The 24,611-nt window shown below is 61.4% G+C and carries 23 protein-coding genes, 1 tRNA gene and 1 pseudogene; 16 read left to right on the plus strand and 9 right to left on the minus strand.

The window, feature by feature from the left end; genetic code table 11:
- Positions 1 to 79 precede the first annotated feature (79 nt).
- The 8 genes from P0D84_RS18220 to hisC all read left to right on the plus strand — a co-directional run bounded on the left by P0D84_RS18220 (position 80) and on the right by hisC (position 7,444).
- Complete coding sequence (locus tag P0D84_RS18220) at positions 80 to 1,921, plus strand: tetratricopeptide repeat protein (RefSeq protein ID WP_408338600.1); 1,842 nt, start codon at positions 80 to 82, stop codon at positions 1,919 to 1,921.
- The gene (gene lolB / locus P0D84_RS18225; RefSeq protein ID WP_408338602.1) at positions 1,921 to 2,553 is read left to right on the plus strand and encodes a lipoprotein insertase outer membrane protein LolB; all 633 of its coding nucleotides are present in this window, start codon (positions 1,921 to 1,923) and stop codon (positions 2,551 to 2,553) included. Before P0D84_RS18220 ends, lolB begins: the two co-directional genes overlap by 1 nt.
- A 92-nt stretch (positions 2,554 to 2,645) precedes the next feature.
- Positions 2,646 to 3,527, plus strand: a complete 882-nt coding sequence (ispE, locus tag P0D84_RS18230; RefSeq protein ID WP_408338604.1) for a 4-(cytidine 5'-diphospho)-2-C-methyl-D-erythritol kinase — start codon at positions 2,646 to 2,648, stop codon at positions 3,525 to 3,527.
- 50 nt (positions 3,528 to 3,577) lie between these two features.
- Positions 3,578 to 3,654 (plus strand) — tRNA-Gln (locus P0D84_RS18235).
- A gap of 47 nt (positions 3,655 to 3,701) precedes the next feature.
- Positions 3,702 to 4,658, plus strand: coding sequence for a ribose-phosphate pyrophosphokinase (locus tag P0D84_RS18240; protein WP_323046202.1), 957 nt, complete (start codon positions 3,702 to 3,704; stop codon positions 4,656 to 4,658).
- Between the two features lie 164 nt (positions 4,659 to 4,822).
- The gene (locus P0D84_RS18245; RefSeq protein WP_408338607.1) at positions 4,823 to 5,443 is read left to right on the plus strand and encodes a 50S ribosomal protein L25/general stress protein Ctc; all 621 of its coding nucleotides are present in this window, start codon (positions 4,823 to 4,825) and stop codon (positions 5,441 to 5,443) included.
- A 141-nt stretch (positions 5,444 to 5,584) separates the two neighbouring features.
- Positions 5,585 to 6,187: an aminoacyl-tRNA hydrolase gene (pth, locus tag P0D84_RS18250; RefSeq protein WP_408338609.1), complete on the plus strand. Its 603-nt coding sequence runs from the start codon at positions 5,585 to 5,587 to the stop codon at positions 6,185 to 6,187.
- A 177-nt stretch (positions 6,188 to 6,364) separates the two neighbouring features.
- A complete protein-coding gene (hisC, locus tag P0D84_RS18255) occupies positions 6,365 to 7,444 on the plus strand; it encodes a histidinol-phosphate transaminase (protein WP_408338611.1) in 1,080 nt (359 codons plus the stop codon).
- A 128-nt stretch (positions 7,445 to 7,572) separates the two neighbouring features.
- Here hisC and P0D84_RS18260 read toward each other — a convergent pair whose 3' ends face one another.
- The 3 genes from P0D84_RS18260 to rsmD all read right to left on the minus strand — a co-directional run bounded on the left by P0D84_RS18260 (position 7,573) and on the right by rsmD (position 9,135).
- The gene (locus P0D84_RS18260; protein ID WP_408338613.1) at positions 7,573 to 7,830 is read right to left on the minus strand and encodes a YfhL family 4Fe-4S dicluster ferredoxin; all 258 of its coding nucleotides are present in this window, start codon (positions 7,828 to 7,830) and stop codon (positions 7,573 to 7,575) included.
- 63 nt (positions 7,831 to 7,893) lie between these two features.
- Complete coding sequence (gene coaD / locus P0D84_RS18265) at positions 7,894 to 8,409, minus strand: pantetheine-phosphate adenylyltransferase (RefSeq protein ID WP_408338615.1); 516 nt, start codon at positions 8,407 to 8,409, stop codon at positions 7,894 to 7,896.
- 111 nt (positions 8,410 to 8,520) lie between these two features.
- Positions 8,521 to 9,135: a 16S rRNA (guanine(966)-N(2))-methyltransferase RsmD gene (gene rsmD, locus P0D84_RS18270; RefSeq protein WP_408338617.1), complete on the minus strand. Its 615-nt coding sequence runs from the start codon at positions 9,133 to 9,135 to the stop codon at positions 8,521 to 8,523.
- Positions 9,136 to 9,375: 240 nt separating this feature from the next.
- Here rsmD and ftsY point away from each other — a divergent pair, with 240 nt between their 5' ends.
- Positions 9,376 to 10,542: a signal recognition particle-docking protein FtsY gene (gene ftsY, locus P0D84_RS18275; protein WP_408338619.1), complete on the plus strand. Its 1,167-nt coding sequence runs from the start codon at positions 9,376 to 9,378 to the stop codon at positions 10,540 to 10,542.
- 131 nt (positions 10,543 to 10,673) lie between these two features.
- Here the strand turns inward: ftsY and maiA are convergent, their stop codons facing one another.
- A complete protein-coding gene (maiA, locus tag P0D84_RS18280; RefSeq protein ID WP_408338621.1) occupies positions 10,674 to 11,318 on the minus strand; it encodes a maleylacetoacetate isomerase in 645 nt (214 codons plus the stop codon).
- A gap of 25 nt (positions 11,319 to 11,343) precedes the next feature.
- Positions 11,344 to 12,042 carry a fumarylacetoacetate hydrolase family protein gene (locus tag P0D84_RS18285; RefSeq protein WP_408338623.1) on the minus strand — a complete coding sequence of 233 codons (699 nt, stop codon included), beginning with the start codon at positions 12,040 to 12,042 and terminating at the stop codon, positions 11,344 to 11,346.
- 383 nt (positions 12,043 to 12,425) lie between these two features.
- On the opposite strand from P0D84_RS18285, the gene ybiB reads away from it, so the two are divergent.
- Positions 12,426 to 13,397: a DNA-binding protein YbiB gene (gene ybiB, locus P0D84_RS18290; RefSeq protein ID WP_408338625.1), complete on the plus strand. Its 972-nt coding sequence runs from the start codon at positions 12,426 to 12,428 to the stop codon at positions 13,395 to 13,397.
- Positions 13,398 to 13,922: 525 nt separating this feature from the next.
- Positions 13,923 to 14,906, plus strand: a pseudogene (locus tag P0D84_RS18295) (2-isopropylmalate synthase); the annotation flags it as partial.
- A 375-nt stretch (positions 14,907 to 15,281) separates the two neighbouring features.
- Here the strand turns inward: P0D84_RS18295 and P0D84_RS18300 are convergent.
- Complete coding sequence (locus tag P0D84_RS18300; RefSeq protein ID WP_074285529.1) at positions 15,282 to 15,665, minus strand: nuclear transport factor 2 family protein; 384 nt, start codon at positions 15,663 to 15,665, stop codon at positions 15,282 to 15,284.
- A 43-nt stretch (positions 15,666 to 15,708) separates the two neighbouring features.
- Positions 15,709 to 16,272: an acyloxyacyl hydrolase gene (locus P0D84_RS18305; RefSeq protein WP_408338627.1), complete on the minus strand. Its 564-nt coding sequence runs from the start codon at positions 16,270 to 16,272 to the stop codon at positions 15,709 to 15,711.
- Between the two features lie 363 nt (positions 16,273 to 16,635).
- On the opposite strand from P0D84_RS18305, the gene rpoH reads away from it, so the two are divergent.
- From rpoH to cydX, 5 genes are all read left to right on the plus strand, one after another.
- Positions 16,636 to 17,571 (plus strand): RNA polymerase sigma factor RpoH, encoded by a 936-nt coding sequence (gene rpoH / locus P0D84_RS18310; protein ID WP_007179432.1) that lies wholly within the window; start codon positions 16,636 to 16,638, stop codon positions 17,569 to 17,571.
- Positions 17,572 to 17,923: 352 nt separating this feature from the next.
- Entirely contained in the window at positions 17,924 to 18,184 is a 261-nt protein-coding gene (gene cydP / locus P0D84_RS18315; RefSeq protein ID WP_408338629.1) for a cytochrome oxidase putative small subunit CydP, read from the plus strand.
- Positions 18,174 to 19,763, plus strand: coding sequence for a cytochrome ubiquinol oxidase subunit I (locus P0D84_RS18320; RefSeq protein ID WP_408338631.1), 1,590 nt, complete (start codon positions 18,174 to 18,176; stop codon positions 19,761 to 19,763). Before cydP ends, P0D84_RS18320 begins: the two co-directional genes overlap by 11 nt.
- 34 nt (positions 19,764 to 19,797) lie before the next feature.
- Complete coding sequence (gene cydB, locus P0D84_RS18325; RefSeq protein WP_408338633.1) at positions 19,798 to 20,934, plus strand: cytochrome d ubiquinol oxidase subunit II; 1,137 nt, start codon at positions 19,798 to 19,800, stop codon at positions 20,932 to 20,934.
- A gap of 28 nt (positions 20,935 to 20,962) precedes the next feature.
- Positions 20,963 to 21,079, plus strand: a complete 117-nt coding sequence (gene cydX / locus P0D84_RS18330) for a cytochrome bd-I oxidase subunit CydX (RefSeq protein WP_408338635.1) — start codon at positions 20,963 to 20,965, stop codon at positions 21,077 to 21,079.
- A gap of 136 nt (positions 21,080 to 21,215) precedes the next feature.
- Here the strand turns inward: cydX and P0D84_RS18335 are convergent, their stop codons facing one another.
- Together P0D84_RS18335 and nagE are read right to left on the minus strand one after the other, a co-directional pair.
- Entirely contained in the window at positions 21,216 to 22,538 is a 1,323-nt protein-coding gene (locus tag P0D84_RS18335; RefSeq protein ID WP_408338637.1) for a DUF1996 domain-containing protein, read from the minus strand.
- A 255-nt stretch (positions 22,539 to 22,793) separates the two neighbouring features.
- The gene (gene nagE, locus P0D84_RS18340; protein WP_408338639.1) at positions 22,794 to 24,569 is read right to left on the minus strand and encodes an N-acetylglucosamine-specific PTS transporter subunit IIBC; all 1,776 of its coding nucleotides are present in this window, start codon (positions 24,567 to 24,569) and stop codon (positions 22,794 to 22,796) included.
- Positions 24,570 to 24,611: the final 42 nt, after the last annotated feature.

Consider the following 24,611-nt stretch of genomic DNA (forward strand, 5'->3'; position numbering starts at 1 on the left):
GGTCTGCAACTTGCGTGAGTGGTTGTGCGCTTATTGTAGCGAGCGCGTTACAATCGTCCGAAACATTGAACGGATTTCCATGAACTTGTCCTTCGTGAAGCTGTTTTCGAAGCGCCCGGCTAGCGCATCCCGCGTGCCACGCGCCGTGTCCGCTCGTCGCCTGCTCGGTGCCGCCGCACTCGCCGTCTGGGCGCTGGCTGCCATGCCCGCGCACGCGCAGGACCCATCGCCGGACTCGGATGACACGTCCGTCACCCTGCCGGACCCGCTCGGCCCAGCGTCGGCAGAAGACCAGAAGTCTCTGCCGGGCGTGCCGCTGTCCAGCCAGATCGTATTTCAGGTGCTCGCCGCTGAAGTCGCCCTGCAACGCGACCAGCCGGCGCCTGCCTACCAGACCTACCTTGCGCTCGCGCGCGACACGCACGATCCGCGTATGGCGCAACGCGCCACGGAAATCGCGCTGGCTGCGCAAAGCCCGTCGGACGCTTTAGCCGCCGCGCAATTGTGGCAGCAGTATGCGCCGAATTCGGAACGCGCCGCGCAACTCGACGCCTCGCTGCTCGTGCTGTCCGGCAAGCCCGACGACGCCGCGCCGATCCTCGCCCGCGAACTCGCAACAGTCCCTGCCGACAATCGCGGCAGCGCGATGCTGGCGCTGCAGTTGCTGCTCTCGCGCGGCCCGAACCGGATCGGCGGCTTGCATGTATTGCAAGACCTGCTGAAGAACGACCTGAACCGCCCGGAAGCGCAACTGGCCATCGCGCGCCAGCAGCTCGTTTCGGACGACGCGCCGGGCGCGCGCAAATCGCTCGAACAGGCGCTTACGCTCAAGCCTGACTATCTGCCGGCCGCGCTGATGCTCTCGCAGATGGGCCCGGAGGAGCGCAAGGAAGGCATCGCGTCGCTCGAAAAGTACGTGCAGCAGAATCCGAAATCGCATGACGCACGTCTCGCGCTCGCGCAGATGTACCTCGCGAGCGACCGCCTGGACGACGCGCAGAAGCAATTCGAGATCATGCACAAGAACAACGCGGCGGACCTCACGCCGCTGATGGCGCTCGCGCTGATCAAGATCCAGCAGAAGAATTTCAACGACGCGCAAACCTACCTCACCCAGTACGCGCAGCAAGCCGAGAAAACGCCGGGCGCCGATCCGGGCCAGGCGTATATCTATCTTGCGCAACTATCACTCGAACAGAAGAACGAAGCGGCGGCTAACGACTGGCTGAACAAGGTAACGCCTTCGAGCCAGCAATTCCTGCCGGCGCAGATTACGCGCGCCCAATTGCTCGCCAAGCAGGGCAAGACCGACGACGCGCGCAAGCTGCTGGCAAACTTGCAAGCGCCCGATCCGCGCGACCAGGCGCTGATCGTGCGCACCGACGCGGCCATTCTGTTCGACGCAAAGCGCTACGCCGAGGCGGAAACACGCCTGCAACAAGCAACGGCGGCTTTCCCCGACGATCCCGATCTCACCTACGACTACGCCATGGCGGCCGAGAAGACCGGCCATTACGATGTCATGGAAGCGCAACTGCGCAAGTTGATCCAGACGCAGCCGGACAACCCGCAGGCTTATAACGCGCTCGGCTATTCGCTGGCCGATCGCAATCAGCGCCTGCCGGAAGCGGACAAGCTGGTCGAGAAAGCCTCGTCGCTGGCGCCGAACGACGCGTTCATCATGGACAGCGTCGGCTGGGTCAAGTACCGGATGGGCGACACCACGGATGCAATCAAGCTGCTGCGCAAAGCGTACGACATTCAGCCGAACGCCGAAATCGGCGCGCATCTCGGCGAAGTGTTGTGGAAGACCGGTGCCCAGGATCAGGCGCGCGCCGCTTTCCGCGACGCGCGCAAGCTCGAACCCGACAACGACACGCTTGTTAAAACGCTCCAACGTCTTCAGGTGAACGATCTTTGATGCGTCTTTCCCGCTTGATCTCCTATCCCCGGGCGCCGCGTGGCGCGGCGCTCGGATTCGTAGCGGCAGCGGTTGTCGCGTTGGCCGGTTGTGCATCGGTGAAGCCGCAGGGACCGTCCACATCGAATGCGGCGACAGCCGTCACTGCACAAACCACGCGCGCTTATCAAGGTCGTTTCGCGATCCAGTACAACGATCAGAACGGGCAGCAGCGCAATGCCTATGGCAACTTCACGTGGCAGGAAACGGGTGATACCGTCACTCTGCAATTGCGCAATCCGCTCGGTCAGACACTGGCGATCGTGACTTCGTCATCGGCTTCGGCCACGCTCGAATTGCCGAACCGTCAGCCGCTCACCGCCGACAATGTCTCCACGCTGATGCAGAACGCGCTTGGCTTCGCGCTGCCGGTCGAGGGGTTGCGTTACTGGCTGCAGCCGTCGCCGGCGCCCACTTCGCGCGCCAAAACCGAGAAGGATCCGGAACAGCCCTCCCGTCTGAAACAGATCACGCAGGACGGCTGGACGATCGATTACCTGGCCTATGCCGACGCGCCGGCCACCGGCGTAAAACGCGTCAACCTGAGCCGCTCCGAACCGCCGCTCGACATCAAGCTCGTGCTCGATCAGTAGTCGTTGGTTCAGTAGCTGGACCCGTAGTCGCGTCCGTTCGCGCAACCCTTGCCGCTTCTTCGGCGCCACCATGGCGCATGTAGCCCCGACTCATGATTGAAACCACCGATTCGCTGCGCGATTGCCTCGCGCCAGCAAAACTCAACCTCTTCCTGCATATCACCGGCCGTCGGCCAGATGGCTATCACACGCTGCAAACCGTCTTCCAGTTGCTCGACTGGGGCGACACCCTGCACTTCAAGCGGCGCGACGACGGCCTCATCACGCGCAGCACCGAGATCGCCGACGTGCCGCCGGAGCACGACCTCACCGTGCGTGCAGCGACACTCCTGAAGGCGCATACAGGCTCGCCCGAAGGCGTCGATATCGAAATCGAGAAGCGCCTGCCGATGGGCGCGGGCCTCGGCGGCGGCAGCTCCGATGCGGCCACCACGCTGCTCGCGCTGAACCGTCTATGGAAGCTCGATCTGCCGCGACTGGAATTGCAGGCGCTGGCACTGAAGCTCGGTGCGGATGTGCCGTTTTTTATTTTTGGGAAAAATGCGTTCGCACAGGGTGTTGGGGAAGCTTTAGACGTTGTACAATTGCCGCCGCGCCATTTCCTAGTAGTGACGCCGAGGGTTCATGTTCCGACTGCAGCGATTTTCTCCGAAAAAACGTTGACAAGAGATTCGAAACCCCTCATAATTACGGACTTTCCTGCAGAACTTAGCTGCAACACTGGATGGCCAGAAAGTTTTGGTCGCAATGACATGCAGCAGGTTGTCGTGGGAAAATACGCGGAAGTAGCGCAAGTGCTGCGATGGTTTGAAGACATCGCGCCAGCGCGGATGTCTGGATCAGGTGCAAGCGTATTTGCAGCGTTTCGTAGTAAAGCTGAAGCAGAAGCGGCGCAAGCCAAACTGCCCGGCGAATGGAACAGCGCAGTGACTGCAAGTCTCGATCAGCATCCACTCTTTGCTTTCGCGTCATAAGTTTTGCGTCGTCGAACGTTCCCTCGTTCGGTGAAGCTCAAAGTTAGTGTAGGGGAGTCGCCAAGTTGGTTAAGGCACCGGATTTTGATTCCGGCATTCGAAGGTTCGACTCCTTCCTCCCCTGCCAAAAATTCTCGCATTTCCCTCGCCCCCCCAGCTTGAAGTAGGTGCACGATGAGCAGCCATGACGGCCTGATGGTTTTTACTGGCAACGCAAATCCCGCGCTTGCACAGGAAGTCGTCAAAATTCTCGGTATTCCCCTCGGCAAAGCAATGGTTAGCCGTTTCTCGGACGGTGAAATCCAGGTCGAGATTCAGGAAAACGTGCGTGGCAAGGATGTGTTCGTCCTGCAGTCCACTTGCGCGCCGGCGAATGACGCCCTGATGGAATTGATGATCATGGTTGATGCGCTCAAGCGCGCATCCGCTGGCCGGATCACCGCAGCCATTCCCTACTTCGGCTATGCCCGTCAAGATCGGCGCCCGCGTTCGGCGCGCGTTGCTATCTCGGCGAAGGTCGTGGCGAACATGCTGGAAATCGCCGGTGTCGAGCGGATCATTACGATGGATCTGCACGCCGATCAGATTCAAGGCTTCTTCGACATCCCGGTCGACAATATCTACGCAACGCCCGTGCTGCTCGGCGATCTGCGCAAGCAAAACTACGAGAATCTGCTGGTCGTTTCGCCGGACGTCGGCGGCGTGGTGCGTGCCCGTGCATTGGCCAAGCAACTGAATTGCGATCTCGCGATCATCGACAAACGCCGCCCGAAGGCGAACGTTGCCGAAGTGATGAACATCATTGGTGAAGTCGAAGGCCGCACCTGCGTGATCATGGACGACATGGTCGACACCGCAGGCACGCTTTGCAAGGCAGCTCAGGTTTTGAAGGAACGCGGTGCGAAGCAGGTGTTCGCTTATGCTACCCACCCGGTTCTGTCGGGCGGTGCGGGCGAACGTATTGCAGCTTCGGCACTCGACGAACTCGTTGTCACCGATACGATCCCGCTCGGCGAAGAAGCCCGCTCGTGCGCCAAGATCCGTTCGTTGACCAGCGCGGGCCTGCTTGCCGAAACGTTCTCGCGGATTCGCCGCGGCGATTCGGTGATGTCGCTGTTCGCTGATAGTTAAGTATTTGCGAAAGCGCGGCGTGCGTTGCAGTACCGCACGCTGCGCTTTCGCACAATTGGCATGAACGAACGAAGGTTCGTGCCATCGCTCTGGGGCCTCAGCCGTAACGGCTTGGAGGCCCCGTTTTTACTGCCTGGTCGCGGGCAGTGCATTGGAGATTCAACATGAAAGTAGTCGCTTTCGAGCGTTCTTTGCAAGGTACGGGTGCGAGCCGCCGCCTGCGTATCTCGGGCAAGACCCCGGGCATCGTATATGGCGCTGGTGCTGAAACGCAATTGGTCGAACTGGACCACAACGCACTTTGGCACGCGCTGAAGAAAGAAGTTTTCCACTCGTCGATCCTCGAACTGGAAGTGGCAGGCAAGTCGCAACAGGTTCTGCTGCGCGACGTGCAATACCATCCGTTCCGTCAGCTCGTCCTGCACGTGGACTTCCAACGTGTCGACGCGAAGAAGAAGCTGCACACCAAGGTGCCGCTGCACTTCATGAACCAGGAAACCAACCCGGCAGTGAAGCTGTCGAGCGCGGTGATCTCGCACGTCCTCAACGAAATCGAAATCGAGTGCCTGCCGTCGGCACTGCCGGAATTCCTCGAAGTCGACCTCGCGAAGATCGAAGCCGGTCACTCGCTGCACGCTAAGGACATCGTCCTGCCGGCAGGCGTTGCACTGGTTGCTCACGTTGAAGCAGAAAACCCGGTCATCGCAGCTGCAACGATCCCGGCTGGCGCAATCGCTGAAGGCGACGCTGCTGCTGCAGGCGAAGGCGAAACGCCGGCTGCCTAAGCTGCACTGAGCGAGCAATCCTCTCGATCCGTTCCAATGAAACGGTCGATGTGACCCGCCGAGGTTCGCCCCGGCGGGTTTTTTTTCGGTTTTTTCGGCTCGGCCGCGTTTGGCGCCCGGGCCAGATGGACCTACGCAATCATGATCAAGCTGATCGTCGGGCTCGGCAATCCGGGCGCCGAATACACCGCGACACGTCACAATGCCGGCTTCTGGCTAGTCGATCAACTGGCGCGCGAAGCGGCCACGACGCTGCGCGATGAGCGGCGCTTTCACGGCTTCTACGCGAAGGCCCGGCTTCACGGCGAAGAAGTGCATCTGCTGGAACCGCAGACGTATATGAACCGCTCGGGGCAGTCGGTCGTGGCGGTCGCGCAGTTCTTCAAGATTCTTCCGGACGAAATTCTGGTCGCGCACGACGAACTCGATATGCCGCCCGGCAGCGTCAAGTTGAAGCTCGGTGGCGGCAGCGGCGGCCATAACGGGCTGAAGGACATCACCGCGCATCTGTCGTCGCAACAGTATTGGCGGCTGCGGATCGGCATCGGCCATCCGCGGGATCTGATTCCCGAAAGCGTGCGCGCCGGCGCCAAGCCGGACGTCGCCAATTACGTGCTGAAACCGCCGCGGCGGGAAGAACAGGATGTGATCGACGCGTCGGTCGAACGTGCTTTGGCCGTGATGCCGCAGATCATCAAAGGCGAGCTTGAACGGGCGATGATGCAACTGCATCGCAATCCCTGAGCGGCCCTACGCGCCCGTTTCGCCATTTCGCCATTTCGCCATTTCGCCATTTCGCCATTTCGCCGTTTCGCCGTTTCGCCGTTTCGCCGTTTCGCCGTTTCGCCGTTTCGCCGTTTCGCCGTTTCGCCGTTTCGCCGTTTCGCCGTTTCGCCGTTTCGCCATCGACAGGAGAATCGCTTGAGCCGCTACTGGAGTGACATCATTCACCGTCTGACGCCTTATGTACCGGGCGAGCAGCCCGTGGCCGCGCATCCGGTGAAGCTGAACACCAACGAGAATCCCTATCCGCCGTCACCGCGCGTGCTCGAAGCGATTAGGCAGGAATTGGGCGCCACGGGCGAGTCGCTGCGACGCTATCCGGATCCGACGGCGCGCAAGTTGCGCGAAACGGTCGCTGCGTACCACGGCATTCGCCCGGAGCAGGTGTTTGCCGGCAACGGCTCGGACGAAGTGCTCGCGCTCACCTTCCAGGCATTGCTCAAGCACGACAAACCGTTGCTATTCCCGGATATCACGTACAGCTTCTATCCGACCTACGCGCGGCTCTTTGAAGTCGACTATAGGACCATCGCACTCGACGACAGCTTCGCGATCAATGTCGACGACTACACGGCGCCCAACGGCGGCGTACTGTTCCCCAACCCGAATGCGCCAACTGGACGGCCACTGCCGCTCGGCGAAATCGAGCGTCTGCTGGCTAGAAACACCGAATCGGTCGTGGTAATCGATGAGGCCTATGTCGACTTCGGCGCCGAATCGGCGATCGCGCTGATCGACCGCTACCCCAACCTGCTGGTGATCCAAACGGTATCAAAGTCGCGTTCGCTGGCCGGCATGCGCGTCGGCTTCGCGTTCGGCAATCCGGAATTGATCGACGCACTGACCCGCGTCAAGGACAGCTTCAACTCATATCCGCTCGACCGTCTGGCGCAAGTCGCGGCCGTCGCGGCATACGAGGACGATGCGTGGTTCCGCGACAGTTGCGCCAAGGTGATGGCGAGCCGTGAACGGCTGGCGGCAGGCTTGACGGCAATGGGCTTCGAGGTGGTGCCGTCGGCGGCGAATCTGCTGTTCGCACGCCATGAAGGCTACGATGCAGCGATGCTTGTGGCGCGGCTAAGGGAGAAGGAAATCTTCGTGCGCCATTTCAAGGCGGCGCGAATCGACCAGCATCTGCGAATCTCGGTCGGTACCGACGCCGAATGCGACCTTCTGCTGGATGCGCTGCGCGACATTTTCAGCGCTTACGCCGGATAACGAGCGGAAAATCGCACGCGCAACACAAAAGCGCTGCACCAAAAGAAAACGGCGAGGCACGCGTCTCGCCGTTCACCGTCGTTAAATCCCACGTGCTCTTTGCAGTCTGAAGCGCTGGCACTTCCAGATCAAACGCTCTTCGCTGCCTGCAGCGCGTGGTACTTCGCCATCAAACCATCCGCCGTTTCCAGATACTCGGGGTCACGCGGAATGCACTCAACGGGGCACACCTGAATACACTGGGGCTCATCGAAATGGCCGACACACTCGGTGCATTTCTTTGGATCGATCACGTAGATTTCCGGGCCCATCGAAATCGCGTCGTTTGGGCACTCGGGCTCGCACACATCGCAATTGATGCACTCGTCGGTAATCATCAAGGCCATACTTCTCTCACTTCGCGCCGGCCGAGGCCGACTTTGATCCGTCGAACCGACAGTTTACGCCGGTTACGGTTGCCCCGCCGAAACACCGTCATTCGAATCCATTGCAGCAACCTTCTCTTTCAGCCGTTTTTCGACCGACGGGAACACGAACTTGCTGACGTCGCCACCCAGTTGCGCGATTTCACGCACGATGGTGCCGGAGATGAACTGGTATTGGTCGGACGGCGTCATGAACATGGTTTCGACGTCCGGCAACAAATAGCGATTCATGCCGGCCATCTGGAACTCATATTCGAAGTCCGAGACAGCGCGCAGGCCCCGCACGATCACTCGTGCGTTATTGGTGCGGACGAAGTCTTTCAATAGCCCTTTAAAGCTCATCACCTGAACGTTCGGGTAGTGCCCGAGTACTTCATGAGCGATGTCGAGACGCTCCTCCAGCGTGAAGAACGGCTTCTTGTTGCGGCTGTCGGCAACGCCCACCACCAGCGTGTCGAAAATGCTCGACGCGCGTCGAACGAGGTCTTCGTGACCGCGCGTCAGCGGGTCGAACGTGCCCGGGTACACGGCGACTACCATGAGACTTCTCCTCTCTTCAGACAAAGGGGCACGTCAAAGCGTCCACGCGACGCATTTGGCACCGACCGCACGCGTGACGGCAACCCGCCCGCTGCTTGTTTTGAACGCGCATTATTCCTTATTTTCGCGTTGCAGCAAATGAAAGTGGACAGCACCCGCCTTGCCTTGCCGCACGATTTCCCAGCCGGCGAGGGTCTCGCTCCCATCCAGTGCGAGCGCAGCGCCCGCTTCCACATACAAATAACCTGCCGGGCTCAGCAGCGGCACGGCCAGCGCGAGCGCCCTGTCGAGCAGATCGTCGCCAAACGGCGGATCGAGGAAAACCACGTCGAACGATCCTGGTGGGAGACTTGCCGCGAGGCGCAGGCCGTCGGCTTCCACGATTTCGATCGTACGCGCCGACAGGCGTTCCTGGTTCGCGCGCAATTGGCCGGCGGCCCGCGCATTGCGCTCGACCATCAACACCCGCGCCGCGCCGCGTGAGGCGGCCTCGAAGCCAAGCGCGCCGCTGCCGGCGAACAGATCGAGGCAGCGCTGCCCGTCCAGCCGTTGGCCAAGCCAGTTGAACAGCGTTTCGCGCACGCGGTCGGGCGTGGGGCGCAGGCCGTCGAGGTCGAGTACAGGCAGCGGCGTGCGCTTCCAGTCACCGCCGATGATACGAATGGCGTGCGGCTTGCCGCCTTTGGACGAAGCGCCGTGAGCGCGGGAAGGAGCAGAACGGGGCATGCGGTTTCGATTACGTTATAAGTGCGCCCGCGACGCCAATGCGTGCGGGCCGGAGCGCCAACGTTACCACAGGGGCGCACGGCGTCCAGCCTGGCCGTTCGGCCAATACGACGGGCGGCGGCGCGCCTGATAAAATGTGCGGCTTCCAGCGCCTTGCATCCCGCATCGCAACGCTGCCTGCCGCTCCCACGGGCTTGTCCCGGCTGCGCGCATCGGCGCGCGCTCTCACCATGCCAGATCATGTTCAGCTTTTTCAAACGATTCAAGGGTTCGAAAGAGTCCGATAACGCGCCAGAAGAATCGCAGACCGCGCCAGAAGCCTTGGCGCCAGAACCGGCCGTTGAGGCGCCAGTAACGCCCGTCGCGCCGTCGGCGCCGCGGCCGGTTGCGCCAGTGAACGCCGAGCCGCCGCCGGCAGCCACGCTGCCCGCAAGCCAACCCGAAGCCGAAGAACCCGCGCTCGAAGCCGTCGAAATCGTCCCACCGCCTATGCAGGACGCGAGCGCGAAGCGCTCCTGGCTCACTCGCCTGAAGACCGGCCTGTCGAAAACGAGTTCGAGCCTGACCGGAATTTTCGTCGGCGCGAAAATCGACGAGGATCTGTACGAAGAACTCGAAACCGCGCTGCTGATGTCGGATGCGGGCGTCGAAGCCACCGAATTCCTGCTCGAATCGCTGCGCGAGAAAGTGCGCGCCGAGCGTCTCACCGATCCTCAGCAGGTGAAGACGGCGCTGCGCACGCTGCTGATCGACCTGCTCAAGCCGCTGGAAAAATCGCTGATGCTTGGCCGCGCGCAACCGCTGGTCATGATGATCGCGGGTGTCAACGGTGCGGGCAAGACCACCAGCATCGGTAAGCTCGCCAAGCATCTGCAAAGCTTTGAGCAGTCGGTGTTGCTGGCTGCGGGTGATACGTTCCGCGCCGCCGCGCGCGAGCAACTCGCAATCTGGGGCCAGCGCAACAACGTGACGGTCGTGTCGCAGGAAAGCGGCGACCCGGCAGCCGTGATTTTCGACGCGGTGGGCGCCGCGCGTGCCCGCAAGATCGACGTGATGATGGCAGATACCGCCGGCCGTCTGCCGACCCAACTGCATCTGATGGAAGAGCTGCGCAAGGTGAAGCGCGTGATCGGCAAGGCGCAGGACGGCGCACCGCATGAAGTGCTGCTCGTGATCGACGCCAACACCGGCCAGAACGCCCTCGCGCAAGTGAAAGCCTTCGACGACGCGCTCGGCCTCACCGGCCTGATCGTCACCAAGCTCGACGGCACGGCGAAGGGTGGCATTCTCGCGGCGATCGCGCGGCAGCGGCCGATTCCGGTGTACTTCATCGGCGTCGGCGAAAAAGTGGAGGACTTGCAGCCGTTCAGCGCGGAAGAGTTTTCGGACGCGTTGCTGGGCGGTTGAACCCAGCAACGTATCCAGGCCAGACAGGCAACAAGGGCGCTCCGCGGTGAACTGCCCCTGCAAAGTCGGATATCGATCCAACCTTTGGGGGGCGGTTCACGGAGCGCCCTTGCTTCATTAAGCTACGCGCGTCATTCGGCGTCCGGCTGCACGCCAGGCGCCGCACGCGCGAACGCGTCGAGTTGCATCGCGTGATCGTAGATGCGCTGAATCGTCGGAAACTTCGCCGTGTCGACCTTGAAGCGCTGCGCGTTGAACACCTGCGGAATCAGACAGGCGTCGGCCAATGTCGGCGTGTCGCCAAAGCACAGCTTGCCGGTACGGTGATCGCCTGCCAGATGCGCCTCGAGCGTCGCAAAGCCCATCTCGACCCAATGCTTGTACCACGCGTCTTTCGCGTCGTCGTCGACGCGCAGCGTGTGCTTCAGGTACTTCAGCACGCGCAGATTGTTCAGCGGATGAATCTCGCACGCCACCTGCAACGCTACCGAGCGTACATAAGCGCGCTCGGCCGGCGAGCCGGGCAAGAGCGGCGGCTCGGGATGCATTTCCTCCAGATACTCGATGATCGCGAGCGACTGCGGCATCACTTCACTGCCATCGACCAACGTGGGCACGATGCCGTCCGCGTTCACCTTGCGATACTCCGGCTTCAGTTGCTCGCCGCCGTCGCGCACGAGGTGCACCGGCACGTAGTCGTAAGGCAGATTCTTCAGGTTCAGCGCGATGCGCACACGATAGGATGCCGAGCTGCGAAAATAGCTGTAAAGCTTCATGTTGTGTGTCTCCTCCGTGCGCGCTTCAGACGACGCGTACGCTGAACTCACCAAGCCCGTCCACGCCGCCCTTCATGAGGTCGCCCTGCACCACAGCGCCAACGCCCTCCGGTGTCCCGGTGAAAATCAGATCGCCCGGTTGCAGTTCAAATAGCGTCGACAGATAGGCGACTGTCTCGGCCACAGACCAGATCAGTTGTGACACGTCCGAGCTCTGTTTTTCCTCACCGTTCACCGACAACCAGATCGCGCCCTTGCCGACGTGGCCGATCGTCGTAACCGGATGAATCGGGCCGAGCGGCGCCGAGTGATCGAAGCCCTTCGCGGTGTCCCAGGGACGGCCCAGCTTCTTCGCTTCGGCCTGCAGATCGCGGCGCGTCATGTCGAGCCCGAGCGCATAGCCGTAGACGTGGTCAAGCGCGCTTTCCGCCGGAATGTTCTTGCCGCCTTTGCCGATCGCCGCTACCAGTTCCATCTCGAAGTGGACGTTCTTCGATTGCGACGGATAAGGAAATTCTCCAGTCGCGCCAGGCGCGACGTACAGCACGGCGTCGGCTGGCTTGGTGAAGAAGAACGGCGGTTCACGGTCGGGATCGTGCCCCATCTCGCGCGCGTGCGCCTCGTAGTTGCGGCCCACGCAATAGATGCGACGCACCGCGAATTGCTCGCTGGACCCCACCACCGGCACCGCGACGACTGGTGTGGGTGCAAATACGTAACTCATCCGGTTCTCCGTTTTTCTCAATTGTGCCGCGCTCGCGCGGCGATAAAGCGTCGAGTGTAACGCGCAGAAAAGCGCGGTGCAGCCGATCGGTACAGGAGCGCGTGAACCGGCGGCCCTGGCGCATCGTCTCGCTGGACCGCTGGATCGCTGGATCGCTGGATCGCTGGACCACTGGACCACTGGACCAGCGGATCACCGGCGTCTCGGAGCGTTGGAACGTTGTAGCGTCGAATCGCCAGATCGCTGGAGGGTCGGACCGCTGGACCGCTGGATCGCCGGACCGGGGGACCGCCATAGATGCGATACTCACACCGAATAGCCCTTTGAATACCGTGGCCGACTGCCCCAGAAGCGGCGCGCCACCCCCGTCCCCACTGCGCCCGATGACTGACTCCGCCGACACCGCCAATCCTTTCCCCTGCGCCCGTTATATCAAGGAAATCGGCCGCGGCCCGAACGGCGCCCGCGCGCTGACCGCCGAAGATACGCGCGCGCTCTACACCGCGATGCTCGAGGGCCGCGTGTCCGATCTCGAACTCGGCGCGATACTGCTCGCGTATCGCGTGAAGGGCGAAACAGCCAATGAACTCGCCGCGATGCTGGCCGGCGCGCATGCGTCGTTCGAACCGATTCACTTGCCGCACGCGGCGTTTCGGCCCGTGTCGATACCCACGTACAACGGCGCGCGCAAACAGCCGAACCTGGTGCCACTGCTCGCGCTACTGCTGGCACGCGAGGGGGTGCCGGTGCTGGTCCATGGCGTCACTGAAGATCCGGGCCGCGTGACGAGCGCCGAAATCTTCACCCATTTGCAGATCCCGCACGCGCAATCGCACGCCGATATCGAAGACGGTCTCGCCGAGCGGCGTCTTGCGTTCGCGCCGATCGAGGTCCTCGCACCGAAGCTCGCGCGCCTCCTTTCGCTGCGCCGGCGAATGGGCGTGCGCAATTCAACGCATACGCTCGTGAAAATCCTGCAACCGTTCGCGCCTGCGGGGCTGCGGCTCGTGAATTACACACATCCGCCGTATCGTGACAGCCTCACACAACTGTTCAACACGCACCCGGACGCCGCAGCAGGTGGCGCCCTGCTCGCGCGCGGCACCGAAGGCGAAGCGGTAGCCGACACGCGGCGCCAGGTGCAAGTCGACTGGCTGCACGACGGCATCTGCGAAACGCGCGTGCCGCACGAGCGCTCGTCGTCCGACGCGCCCGAGGTCGACTTGCCCGAAGCACGCGACGCCCCCACCACGGCCGCGTGGATCAGCGCTGTGCTACGCGGCGAAGCGCCCGTGCCGAGCGCGATCGAGCGACAAGTACAGTTGATCGTCGACATCGCCAAAACGCCCCTATGACGCCCGTATGGCCGGCCCGGCGTAAGTGCAAGACCGCGCCCGCGGCCATGCACGCCCGCGCCGAATATGACGGTTGCGGGTTGACACGCCACAGTCAGCCGTCATACATTCGACCCATGCGTTCCCTTCCGAACATTCTCCGAATTACCTCCGGCCGCCTTGCGCGGCCACTATCGCTACGCCTGGCGTAAGTCAGACGTGGCGCTGCGCGTGGCAGCCTGATTAGTTGCCCAACGCGTGGTCCTCAAAGCAGTTCCGCAGTTCCCGTTTCACCCCCAACCGTAGTTCTTCACAACCTGTAGTCGTTTGCATTCGTCCGTTTACCGTTCGGACGAAGCGCGAGGGATCATATGCACGTTGCACGGGCTTCATCCACGTTCGTTCTCGCCGTCACCACGACGTTGTTCGTTCGCGCCCGTTCGTTGTTGCCGCTAGCCACCGGCTGGCGCGCCGTGCATCCGTGGCAGCCCGCCAGCCGCTCGAGGCCACATCCTTTCGCATACGACACAACGAACGAGGCTCATCATGTTGCGCAATCCCGCTGAAAAATACCGCCCTTTTCCCGCTGTGCGTCTGACCGGCCGCAAATGGCCGAGCCGCACGATCAGCCAGGCGCCGATCTGGATGAGTACCGATCTGCGTGATGGGAATCAGGCACTCATCGAATCGATGAATGCCGTGCAAAAGCTCGAATTCTTCGAGGTGCTGGTCGCGATCGGCTTCAAGGAAATCGAAGTGGGCTTCCCGTCGGCCTCGCAAACCGATTTCGATTTCGTCCGCAAACTGATCGAAGAAAAGCGCATTCCCGACGACGTGACGATCGCAGTGTTCGTGCCCTCACGCGCGGAATTGATTGCGCGGACGTTCGAATCGCTGGAGGGCGCGCCGCGCGCCATCGTGCACTTGTACAACGCGATCTGCCCGTCGTTTCGCAAGATCGTCTTCAACCAGTCGAAGGACGAAATCAAGGCGCTGGCCGTGGAAGGCACACGCATCATCAAGGAGCACGCTCAGGCACGGCCCGATACCCACTGGACGTTCCAGTACTCGCCCGAAACCTTCAACACGACCGAGCTTCCGTATGCGCGCGAAGTATGCGACGCGGTGGCGCAGACGTGGCGGCCCACGCGCGATCACAAGATGATCGTCAACTTGCCCGCGAGCGTCGAGGCCGCCACACCCAACGTGTTCGCCGACCAGATCGAATGGATGGACCGCAATCTCAGCTATCGCGACAGCATCGTGCTGTCGGTGCATCCGCATAATGATCGCGGCACGGCGGTGGCCGCAGCGGAACTGGCGCTGCTGGCGGGCGCGGATCGCGTCGAAGGATGTCTGTTCGGCAACGGCGAGCGCACCGGCAATGCGGACCTCGTCACGGTTGCGATGAATCTTCACACGCAGGGGGTCGATCCGGGCCTCGATTTCTCCAATATCGATGCGGCGCGGCGCGTCGTCGAGCGCTGCAACCAGATTCCGGTGCATCCGCGGCATCCGTATGCGGGCGAGGCGGCAAAGCAACCCGCGTGGAGCGATGAGGATCTGCAGCGCGTAGCTGCTTGAGAAGTTCTGCAGCGCGAAGTTCTGCCGCGCGTGGCTGCGTGGAGAGGATCAGCTGCGCGTGGCTGCTTGAGAAGTTTGGCAGCACAGCTGCGCGGAGGACTTGAAGTGGCGGCGCCGGTGCAACCCCGCGCAGTTTGAGCCGCGCTCGTCGTGCCAGCGCGACTGCATCGACGCCCGCCAGGCCAAACCCGGCCCAAACCTGGCCGACGGCAACTTCAGCATTAGCCCTGCAATCGCCTGCTTGCGCCGTCCAAGCGCTCACAAGGGACTGATAAGGCGCTTACCCAGCGCAACTGGCGAACCGGAGTGAGCTCAAAAGGCTCACTCGATCGCGCAACGCGTCGCCTGCCAGGCGATCAGACGCCATTGCCCGTCTTCCTGCGTATGAATCGCCGTGTACGCGATCGGAAACAGCAGCGCCCCATTGTTCGCCTCCATTTCGATCAGCGCGCGCCCGGTGACGACGCAAGTCTCACGCCCCACCGGCAGCACCTCCTGCGACTGCACCTCGATCTGCCGATAGCGACGGCGCCCAGCAGTAATACCGTCGATGAACTGCCGCTTCGTTTCACGCTTGCCGTTCGTGTGGACATAGCTCACGTTGTCCGCGAGCAGCGTATCGAGCGACTGCCCGTCGCCGTCGACCATCGCACGGAAGCGCTCTCGCTCGAGCCCGCGAATCGCTTCGATTATCTTTGCCGCCATTGCTCAGCCCCTCGCACCGACGAGCCGAACGTGACCACGGTCGTCAGAAGTTATATTGCAAATATAGCTGGTGGAAATTTATACCAGGATTGGGCTCTTTGATACCGCCGTTGGAAATATGCTGGAAGCGATAGCCCGCCTGATACTGCAGGTGGCTGCCGAGTTGCACGCCCACACCCGCCATGGGCGTGAACTGGAACGCCGTGGAGTAGGTGTAGTCGGTCGAGACCGTGGGACTCGTCAACAGGCGCACACCCGCCCCCGCTTCGATAAATGGACGGACCGCGCCCGTACCCTTGATGAAGCGGATAATCGGCGTCACGCCGAATTCCCCGATGTTTTGGTGGACGTTCGCCTCGTCGGTGTGCCACCAGGCCGCATGCGCCTCGCCGATCAGCGCAAAGTGCCAGTCGCCGATCTGCCCCCACGTCAGATTCGGATCCCAGACGAAGCCGAGATCGTATTTTTTAAAGTGATGGTCACCGGTACCGACCCCAAACTGGACGCCGAACTGGTCGGCCGCGGCCAACCCGGAAGCGCTAACCAGCACAGCCGCGCAGGTCCCTTTTAGAGCCAGACCACGCAAAGCGTTTTTTTTGTTGTTCATCGAACACCCGAGCTAGCCGAACGTTGATTACCTTCTCACTGTTGCGCCTATTCTAATGACATTCGGAAATTCGTGGATCATCTGAAGAAATCTTAATTTCCGCAATTAGTCACGCCGATTTTTGAAAAAATCGGTCACTTATATGATTGAAAGCAAATTGTTAGGTAACTTCTACGATGCGCGCGCGTTAGATACAACCGGCATCGGCTGGCTATCAGAACCTAATTTTCAATAGGAATTTACGGAACTTGGATGCCCCTACGGCCTCTAAGTATTAGCACTCGGCAAATCAGAGTGCTAACATCCAACGCTGGAGTCGTTTACCTGAATACGCTTTTGTCTGATTCCAAAGGAGTTTCCTACGTGAGCCATGCAATGACCCTTCCGAGTACTCTGAGCCCGTCGTCGGCTAAGGCCGCTTCGGCAGGTGCACTGGCGCTCTCGCATTCCTCGCTGCTGCCCGGTCAACTGGGCAATATCGACGCCTACATCCAGGCCGTAAATCGGATTCCGATGCTGACGCCGGCGGAAGAACGCCAGTTCGCCACCGAATTTCGCGAGCAGGACAACCTCGAGTCCGCGCGCCGTCTCGTCCTGTCGCACCTGCGGCTGGTCGTATCGATCGCGCGCAATTATCTGGGTTATGGACTGCCGCATGCCGACCTGATCCAGGAAGGCAATATCGGCCTGATGAAGGCCGTGAAGCGCTTCGACCCGGAGCAGAACGTGCGCCTCGTGTCGTACGCCATGCACTGGATCAAGGCTGAGATCCACGAATACATTCTGCGTAACTGGCGGATGGTGAAGGTTGCCACTACCAAAGCGCAGCGCAAGCTGTTTTTCAACCTGCGCAGTCACAAGCAAGGCTTGGGCGCGTTCACGCCGGACGAGATCGAAGGTCTCGCCAAAGAGCTGAATGTGAAGCGCGAGGAAGTTTCCGAGATGGAAACGCGCTTGTCCGGCGGCGATATTGCGCTGGAAGGTCAGGTCGAAGACGGCGAAGAGTCGTACGCACCAATCGCCTACCTTGCCGACTCGCATAGCGAGCCGACTGCCGTGCTGGCTTCGCGTCAGCGCGACAAGCTGCAGAGCGACGGTATCGCGAGTGCGCTGGATGCACTGGACGCCCGCAGCCGCCGCATCATCGAGGCACGCTGGCTGAAGGTGGAAGACGACGGTTCGGGCGGTTCCACGCTGCACGAACTGGCCGACGAGTTCGGCGTGTCGGCCGAACGTATTCGCCAGATCGAAGCGAGCGCAATGAAGAAAATGCGCGGCGCATTGACCGAGTATGCGTAACACTTAAAAGCTTTGGTCGCGCCGGCGTTCGCCCGGCGCGCGCTGCTTAGTCGCAGAGCCCTGCCCTCGCAAGAGGGCAGGGCTTTTTTGTGTCCACTGAACGACACATGCGCCCAATCGCAGACCCACGCGGCAGCCGCTCAAGAACATTCTCGCCAAACACGCGTTTCTTGACGTATCACAAACCCCGTAGCAATACTGTCCAAACGGGGCGAGGCTCGCGACCCAATGCCGCAGCGCCGAGCTCACGCCCGCAAGGTCACTGCTCCTAGAATCGGGATGCACTCGCCAGACCGCTCAGGCGGCCTGGATCCCGCCGGATTCGCCGGTGTGAAGTCGCCTTCGACCGATCATGACCATCGCCCTGAATCGCCATAGCAACCCTCGCCCGAGCCTGCGCAAACGGCTCGCCGTCTGGGTGCGCGGTCCGACGCTGGCGCGGGATATCGCCATCGTCCTTGCCATCAAATTCGCACTGCTGATGGCGCTCAAGTACACCTTCTTCAATCATCCGCAGGCGGAGCATATGTCGCTGCCGCCTGAGCAAGTCGCGCAGGCGTTGCTGTCCACGCCTGCCTCGCATCCGTCCCAAGGTGATCAACATGCCCGTTAGCGAAGTCGTAGAACTGTCGCGCCTCCAGTTCGCCATCACGGCGCTTTATCACTTTCTGTTCGTGCCGCTCACGCTCGGTTTGTCCTGGCTGCTGGTCATCATGGAGTCCGTCTATGTGATGACCGGCAAACAGATCTACAAGGACATGACCCAGTTCTGGGGCAAGCTGTTCGGCATCAACTTTGCGATGGGCGTCACCACCGGTCTCACGCTGGAATTCCAGTTCGGCACCAACTGGTCGTACTACTCGCACTATGTCGGCGACATTTTCGGCGTGCCACTGGCCGTGGAAGGTCTGATGGCGTTCTTCCTCGAGTCGACGTTCGTCGGCCTGTTCTTCTTCGGATGGAACCGGCTCTCGAGAGTGCAGCACGTGATCGTCACGTTCCTCGTCGCACTCGGCTCGAACCTGTCGGCGCTGTGGATTCTGGTGGCCAACGGCTGGATGAACAATCCGGTTGGCGCCACTTTCAACTATCAGACCATGCGCATGGAACTCGACAGCATCTTCTCGGTGCTGTTCAATCCGGTCGCGCAGGTGAAGTTTGTGCACACCGTATCGGCCGGTTATGTGACCGCCTCGATGTTCGTGCTGGGCGTGTCGTCGTGGTATCTGCTGAAGCGTCGCGACACCGAATTCGCCCTGCGCTCGTTCGCGATCGCCGCAGGCTTCGGTCTCGCATCAACGTTGTGTGTGATTGTGCTCGGCGACGAATCCGGCTACCGCACCGGCGAAGTTCAGCAGGTCAAGCTGGCCGCAATCGAATCCGAATGGGAAACCGCGCCCGCACCCGCACCGTTCACGATCATCGGCATTCCGAACCAGAAGGAAGAACGCACCGACTATGCGATCCGCATCCCGTATGCGCTCGGTCTCATTGCCACGCGTTCGATCGACGAACCGGTGATCGGCTTGAAAGACCTGATGGCACAGAACGAAGTGCGCATCAAGAACGGCATGCTCGCCTACGCCGCGCTGCAACAGTTGAAGCTAGGCGACGCCACGGACGAAGCCAAAGCCGCCTTCGACGCCCACAAGGCGGACCTCGGCTACGGCCTGATGCTCAAGCAGTTCACCCCGAACGTCACGGATGCGACGCCGGATCAGATCGTGCAGGCCGCCAAGAAGACGATTCCGCCAGTGGCACCCGTATTCTTCTCGTTCCGCCTGATGGTCGGCCTCGGCATCCTGTTCCTTGCAACCTTCGTGCTGGCGTTCTGGTTCTGTGCGCAGCGCTCCCTGCTGCTGGAGAAGCGCCGCTGGTTCCTGCGTTGGGCCGTGTGGGCGATTCCGTTGCCGTGGCTCGCGGCTGAATTCGGTTGGATCGTTGCTGAAGTGGGCCGTCAACCGTGGACCATCGCCGGCATTCTGCCGACCGCATTGTCAGCCTCGAGCCTTAAGCCAAGCGATCTGTACCTGAGCATTGCCGGCTTCGTCGTGTTCTACACGGTGCTGTTCATCATCGAAATCATGCTGATGTTCAAGTACGCGCGACTCGGGCCTTCGTCGCTGCACACCGGGCGCTATCACCACGAACAGCCGCTGAATCAGCCGCTGCCGACCAACACGGCCGCTTGATTCGCCGCCACTCTGTTCCAAGGGAAAGATCATCATGGATTACGCAACCCTCAAACTGATCTGGTGGGCGTTGATCGGCGTACTGCTGATCGGCTTCGCGCTTACCGACGGCTTCGACATGGGCGCGGCGATCCTGCTGCCGTTCATCGCCAAAACCGACGGGGAGCGGCGCATCGTCGTAAACACGGTCGGCGCGACGTGGGAAGGCAATCAGGTGTGGCTGATCACGGCCGGCGGCGCGATGTTCGCCGCGTGGCCGCTGGTCTATGCCGCGTCGTTCTCCGGCTTCTACTTTGCGATGCTGCTGGTGCTGTTCTCGCTATTCTTCCGGCCGGTCGGCTTCGACTACCGCGGCAAGCGTGAAGACCCGCGCTGGCGCAGCGCATGGGACTGGGCGCTGTTTGTCGGCGGCTTCGTACCGGCGCTGGTGTTCGGCGTGGCGTTCGGCAACCTGCTGCAAGGCGTGCCGTTCTCATTCGACACCGATCTGCGCGTCACGTACCACGGTAGTTTCTTCGCGCTGCTCAACCCGTTTGCCGTGGTGTGCGGGCTCGTGAGCGTGTCGATGCTGGCCGCGCATGGAGCCGCCTTCGTGAAGATGAAAGCGGACGACATCGTCGCCGAGCGTGCCTCGCTGGCGCTGCGGATCGCTTCGCTCGCGGCCGTGGTGCTGTTTCTGCTTGCCGGCGCGCTGATCGCCACGATGATCGGCGGCTATCAGATCATCGACGCCCCGCCGCTCGATACGGTTGCCAACCCGCTGCTCAAGAACGTAATTGGCGCACCTGGCCTGTGGCTCACCAACTACGCAAACTATCCGTGGATGGTGGCTGCGCCGGCGGCGGGTGTGATCGGTGGCGTACTCGCGTTGTTGCTCGCGCGCTCGCGTTTTGAAAAGAGCGCCTTCCTGTCGACCTCGCTGATGATCATCGGCGTGATTCTGACGGCGGGCTTCTCGATGTTCCCGTTCATCATGCCCTCCTCACTCGATGGCCGCAGCAGCCTGACCGTGTGGGATTCGACCTCGAGCCGCATGACGCTGCAGATCATGCTGATCGCCGTGATCATCTTCCTGCCGATCGTTCTGATCTACACGAGCTGGGTGTATCGCGTGATGCGAGGCAAGGTGACCGCCGCGGCACTCAAAGAAAATCATCATTCGATGTATTGATCGGCAATACGATTAACAGGAGTTTGTGATGTGGTATTTCAGTTGGCTTCTCGGCATTGGCGTGGCGTTGGCGTTCGGCATTATCAACGTGATGTGGCTGGAATCGCGCCGGCCTGTTGAAGCAGGTAAACAGAAAGCACGTTGATGCATCCGTTGCCGGCCGCCCGGCGTTGGGCCGAGGCCGGTAAACGCCAAGGCGGCACCTTGAATCAAGGTGCCGCTTTTTTGTTGATGAGAGACTCGACCGGATGCGGCGCTTTCCCGCTCCTCAGCGCCGCTCGTTACTTCATAAATAGCGCCGGTGTTCGTGCGCCGTCGCGCGAAGAAATCTGAATGGTCCGGCCCGTCGCGTTGCGAATGCAAACGCCGATTTGCGGCGCGCCCGCGGCCACTTGCGATGCGACATATCCCGTGATGTCGTTGATCCGCGGTTGCAACGCGTTGTCCAGGTAGATGCCGCCAATTCGCTTGCTCGTGTCGCAGGCTGCAGCGGTTGGCAGGGTCGCGACATCGTCCCAGTTGGTGGTGGCAGCGTAGAGATCCAGCATCACTGCATCGGTATCCGTAACGTTCTGGGCCAACGTCTGCAAGTACGAGTTGGTGTACGGATACGCCTTCAGGTCGGTGGGCATCGGAAATTTGATCAGGACGACGCTGCTCGCATCTGAGGTTAGCGTCGCATCGCTCGCATGCACGACGCCGCCGCCGTCCATCCACCCATCAGCGCTCGCCTTCGAGTAATACGTGGGAATGCTGTTGTTGCACGCGATATTCTGATTGGAACAGTTGTCGACGGCGTACTGGAGCGAATCTGTCTTCCAGGCGTTGATGAAATCGCCGTGGGCCGTGTACAGACTTCCCCATTGCGGTACCCACGTGCCGTTCACGAGAAGGGGGTCCATCGACAATTGCGCGGTGGAGAGATCGGGATCCTGCCCCAGGTCGTACGCAACGTTGAGTTGCAGTTCCGGAATCTTGACGGGATAAGCGGCCGGACATTTCCCGTCGGACTGCCGGTAGGCCATATTCATGATGTGGTTTGCCATGTTCGGCACCAGAGTCCGGCCATCCCAACAATCCGGAAAATGGACCGAGATATTGAGCTGCGCGTACGTGCCGTTGTCGTCTGTCACGACAGGGCAGTTGGTCGGCGCGATTTGCGTGTAGGTGCCGCCACGGCACAGATAGTTGATCTGCGGCTTAGGCACCGACGAATGGTGATCGCCCGCCAGCATTTCCAGCCCTGCGGGAATCGTGTGCAGCGGAACAACCGGCTGATCGTTCTTGTAGTACGTCTTCTGATAGCTCGGCACGACGATCCCCGAGGCACGCTTTAACTGCGGCACCCAGTACGATGAAAGATCCGCCGCGACATTGCAGGTCGTCAGTTTGTCGTTATTCAGGGAGTAGTACGTGCTGTATGCATCAGCGCCTGTGTTGCCGAAAAAGTCGTGCACCATGGCCCGGCCTGGCTGCCCTGGATAGATGATCGCATCGTCCGGCAGCGTATGCGAATACGCACATTGAACATTGAACTGACCACCCGCGTAGGCGGCGCCAGCCGACAACAAGAGCATGAGGCAGATTGCTGATCGCATTGACATGAGCAACTCCTGGGCGCGAACGAAAACGCCTTGCCGGTATGACAAGGCGCTCGTATCTGATTAATTAGCTTACCCAATCGTTTTCAATACAGACCACCGTTACGCATAACATTCGCCGCCGCGCCGCTGCGTCACACCGCTATGCATCTACCGTGCATGAAAAAAGCCCCCGGAATCCCGGAGGCCTTTCGAATAGCGTGGCTCACGAACTGAGCGGAAGACCGAAGTCACCCGCATCTCGAAGTCTCGATGAGATTACGCAGGCTGTGGCACCGTACCTGCGCCCGTACCCGGCGACAGACGCGTCGCCAGTTGTGCGGCGTAGCGCTGAGCGGCGTCGCCCACTACGATGTGGAACGTATCCGCCGAGACCCACGCCGTATCCAGCGTGGCGAGACGTTGACGATCCACCGCCGACGGATCGCGAACCACGATACGCAGGCGCGTTGCCGCCACGGCATCCAGCGACACGACGTTGCCCGTGCCGCCGAACACGGCCAGCCAACGCAACGGATCCGGGTCGAGCGGACCGGCTTGAGCACCGCTCGCCACCGTGACGGGCGCAGCAGCGACAGCGGGTGCGGCGGCAGCCAGCTTCACGGCCTCTCCACCACCTTGTGCGATCACGGTACGGATTTCATCGGCGATGATGTCCGCTTCCGGTCCGATGATCACCTGCACGTTGGTCGAGCCGCGCTTGAGCACACCACGCGCGCCGATCGTCTTCAGTTCGCTTTCCGAGACCTTGCTGGAATCGACCACCGACAGACGCAGACGCGTCGTGCAGGCATCCACCACCGACAGGTTCGACGCGCCACCCAGCGCCGCGATATAACGCTGCGCGCGCGGCACGGCGGCGCCCGCAACCGGCGACACAAAACCGCCAGCCGTGAACGACTCGACCTGTTCTTCTTCGGCGGCGGGTTCGCGGCCCGGCGTCGCCATATTGAACTTGCGAATGAAGAAGCGGAACAGACCGTAGTACACGACCATGTACACGAGACCAATCGGAATCGCCCACCAGCCTTTGGTCGACAGGCCGTAGTTCAGCACGTAGTCGATGAAGCCAGCCGAGAAGGTGAAGCCGAGATGAATCCCAAGCGCCGAGCAGATCGCCAGCGACAAGCCCGTCAGCACCGCGTGGATTGCATAGAGCACCGGCGCGAGGAACATGAAGCTGAATTCGATTGGCTCGGTCACGCCCGTCAGAAACGAGGTGAGCGCCATCGACGCCAACAGGCCGAACACCATCGCGCGGCGCTCCTTCGGAGCCTCGTGATACATCGCGAGACACGCGGCCGGCAGGCCGAACATCATGACCGGGAAGAAGCCCGTCATGAACGTGCCCGCGGTCGGATCGCCCGCGAAGAAGCGGTGCAGGTCGCCCGTCACCGCGGCGCCGCCCGGCGGCGTGAAGGAGCCGAACACGAACCACGTCAGCGAATTCAGGATGTGATGCAGCCCCGTGACGAGCAGCAAGCGGTTCAGCACGCCGAACACGAATGCGCCGAGCGCGCCCGCGGTGGTGAGCCAATGGCCGGCCGTATCGATGACAGCTTGCACCGGCTGCCATACGTAGCCGAACACGATGCCTATCACCAGACAGACCACCCCGGTGGCAATCGGCACGAAGCGTTTCCCTCCGAAGAATGCGAGGTAGTCGGGCAGCTTGATGTCTTTGTACCTGTTGTACAGCAAGCCCGCGACGATACCCGCCACGATCCCGGACAACACGCCCATGTTGAGCTTGTCGTTGATGTCCTTCATCACCGCGATTTCGACCAGATAACCGATCGCACCCGCGAGACCCGCCACGCCGTTGTTGTCTTTCGCGAAGCCGACCGCCACGCCGATGGCGAACAGCAACGGCAGGTTGTCGAAGATCGCGCCGCCGGCGTCGGCGATCATCTTGATGTTGAACACATCGGGCTGGCCCAGGCGGAGCAGCAGGCCGGCAACCGGCAGCACTGCAATCGGCAGCATCAGCGCGCGTCCCAGGCGCTGAATCTTCAGAAACGGATTCCCATCCATTGACACCTCCAATTCTTGTCTCGTGGTCGACTGTCGTCGTTG

The organism is Paraburkholderia sp. RL17-337-BIB-A (assembly GCF_046025895.1).
Classification (GTDB): domain Bacteria; phylum Pseudomonadota; class Gammaproteobacteria; order Burkholderiales; family Burkholderiaceae; genus Paraburkholderia; species Paraburkholderia fungorum_C.

Bases quoted from the DNA above. Each gene is read 5' to 3' on its own strand.
- lolB (WP_408338602.1), top strand. From the start codon at position 1,921: ATGCGTCTTTCCCGCTTGATCTCCTATCCCCGGGCGCCGCGTGGCGCG.
- nagE (WP_408338639.1), bottom strand. From the start codon at position 24,569: ATGGATGGGAATCCGTTTCTGAAGATTCAGCGCCTGGGACGCGCGCTG.
- P0D84_RS18220 (WP_408338600.1), top strand. From the start codon at position 80: ATGAACTTGTCCTTCGTGAAGCTGTTTTCGAAGCGCCCGGCTAGCGCA.
- P0D84_RS18320 (WP_408338631.1), top strand. From the start codon at position 18,174: ATGCCCGTTAGCGAAGTCGTAGAACTGTCGCGCCTCCAGTTCGCCATC.
- P0D84_RS18240 (WP_323046202.1), top strand. From the start codon at position 3,702: ATGAGCAGCCATGACGGCCTGATGGTTTTTACTGGCAACGCAAATCCC.
- cydP (WP_408338629.1), top strand. From the start codon at position 17,924: ATGACCATCGCCCTGAATCGCCATAGCAACCCTCGCCCGAGCCTGCGC.
- P0D84_RS18260 (WP_408338613.1), bottom strand. From the start codon at position 7,830: ATGGCCTTGATGATTACCGACGAGTGCATCAATTGCGATGTGTGCGAG.
- ybiB (WP_408338625.1), top strand. From the start codon at position 12,426: ATGACTGACTCCGCCGACACCGCCAATCCTTTCCCCTGCGCCCGTTAT.
- P0D84_RS18300 (WP_074285529.1), bottom strand. From the start codon at position 15,665: ATGGCGGCAAAGATAATCGAAGCGATTCGCGGGCTCGAGCGAGAGCGC.
- cydB (WP_408338633.1), top strand. From the start codon at position 19,798: ATGGATTACGCAACCCTCAAACTGATCTGGTGGGCGTTGATCGGCGTA.
- P0D84_RS18335 (WP_408338637.1), bottom strand. From the start codon at position 22,538: ATGTCAATGCGATCAGCAATCTGCCTCATGCTCTTGTTGTCGGCTGGC.
- rsmD (WP_408338617.1), bottom strand. From the start codon at position 9,135: ATGCCCCGTTCTGCTCCTTCCCGCGCTCACGGCGCTTCGTCCAAAGGC.
- coaD (WP_408338615.1), bottom strand. From the start codon at position 8,409: ATGGTAGTCGCCGTGTACCCGGGCACGTTCGACCCGCTGACGCGCGGT.
- P0D84_RS18305 (WP_408338627.1), bottom strand. From the start codon at position 16,272: ATGAACAACAAAAAAAACGCTTTGCGTGGTCTGGCTCTAAAAGGGACC.
- ispE (WP_408338604.1), top strand. From the start codon at position 2,646: ATGATTGAAACCACCGATTCGCTGCGCGATTGCCTCGCGCCAGCAAAA.
- pth (WP_408338609.1), top strand. From the start codon at position 5,585: ATGATCAAGCTGATCGTCGGGCTCGGCAATCCGGGCGCCGAATACACC.
- P0D84_RS18285 (WP_408338623.1), bottom strand. From the start codon at position 12,042: ATGAGTTACGTATTTGCACCCACACCAGTCGTCGCGGTGCCGGTGGTG.
- maiA (WP_408338621.1), bottom strand. From the start codon at position 11,318: ATGAAGCTTTACAGCTATTTTCGCAGCTCGGCATCCTATCGTGTGCGC.
- P0D84_RS18245 (WP_408338607.1), top strand. From the start codon at position 4,823: ATGAAAGTAGTCGCTTTCGAGCGTTCTTTGCAAGGTACGGGTGCGAGC.
- ftsY (WP_408338619.1), top strand. From the start codon at position 9,376: ATGTTCAGCTTTTTCAAACGATTCAAGGGTTCGAAAGAGTCCGATAAC.
- cydX (WP_408338635.1), top strand. From the start codon at position 20,963: ATGTGGTATTTCAGTTGGCTTCTCGGCATTGGCGTGGCGTTGGCGTTC.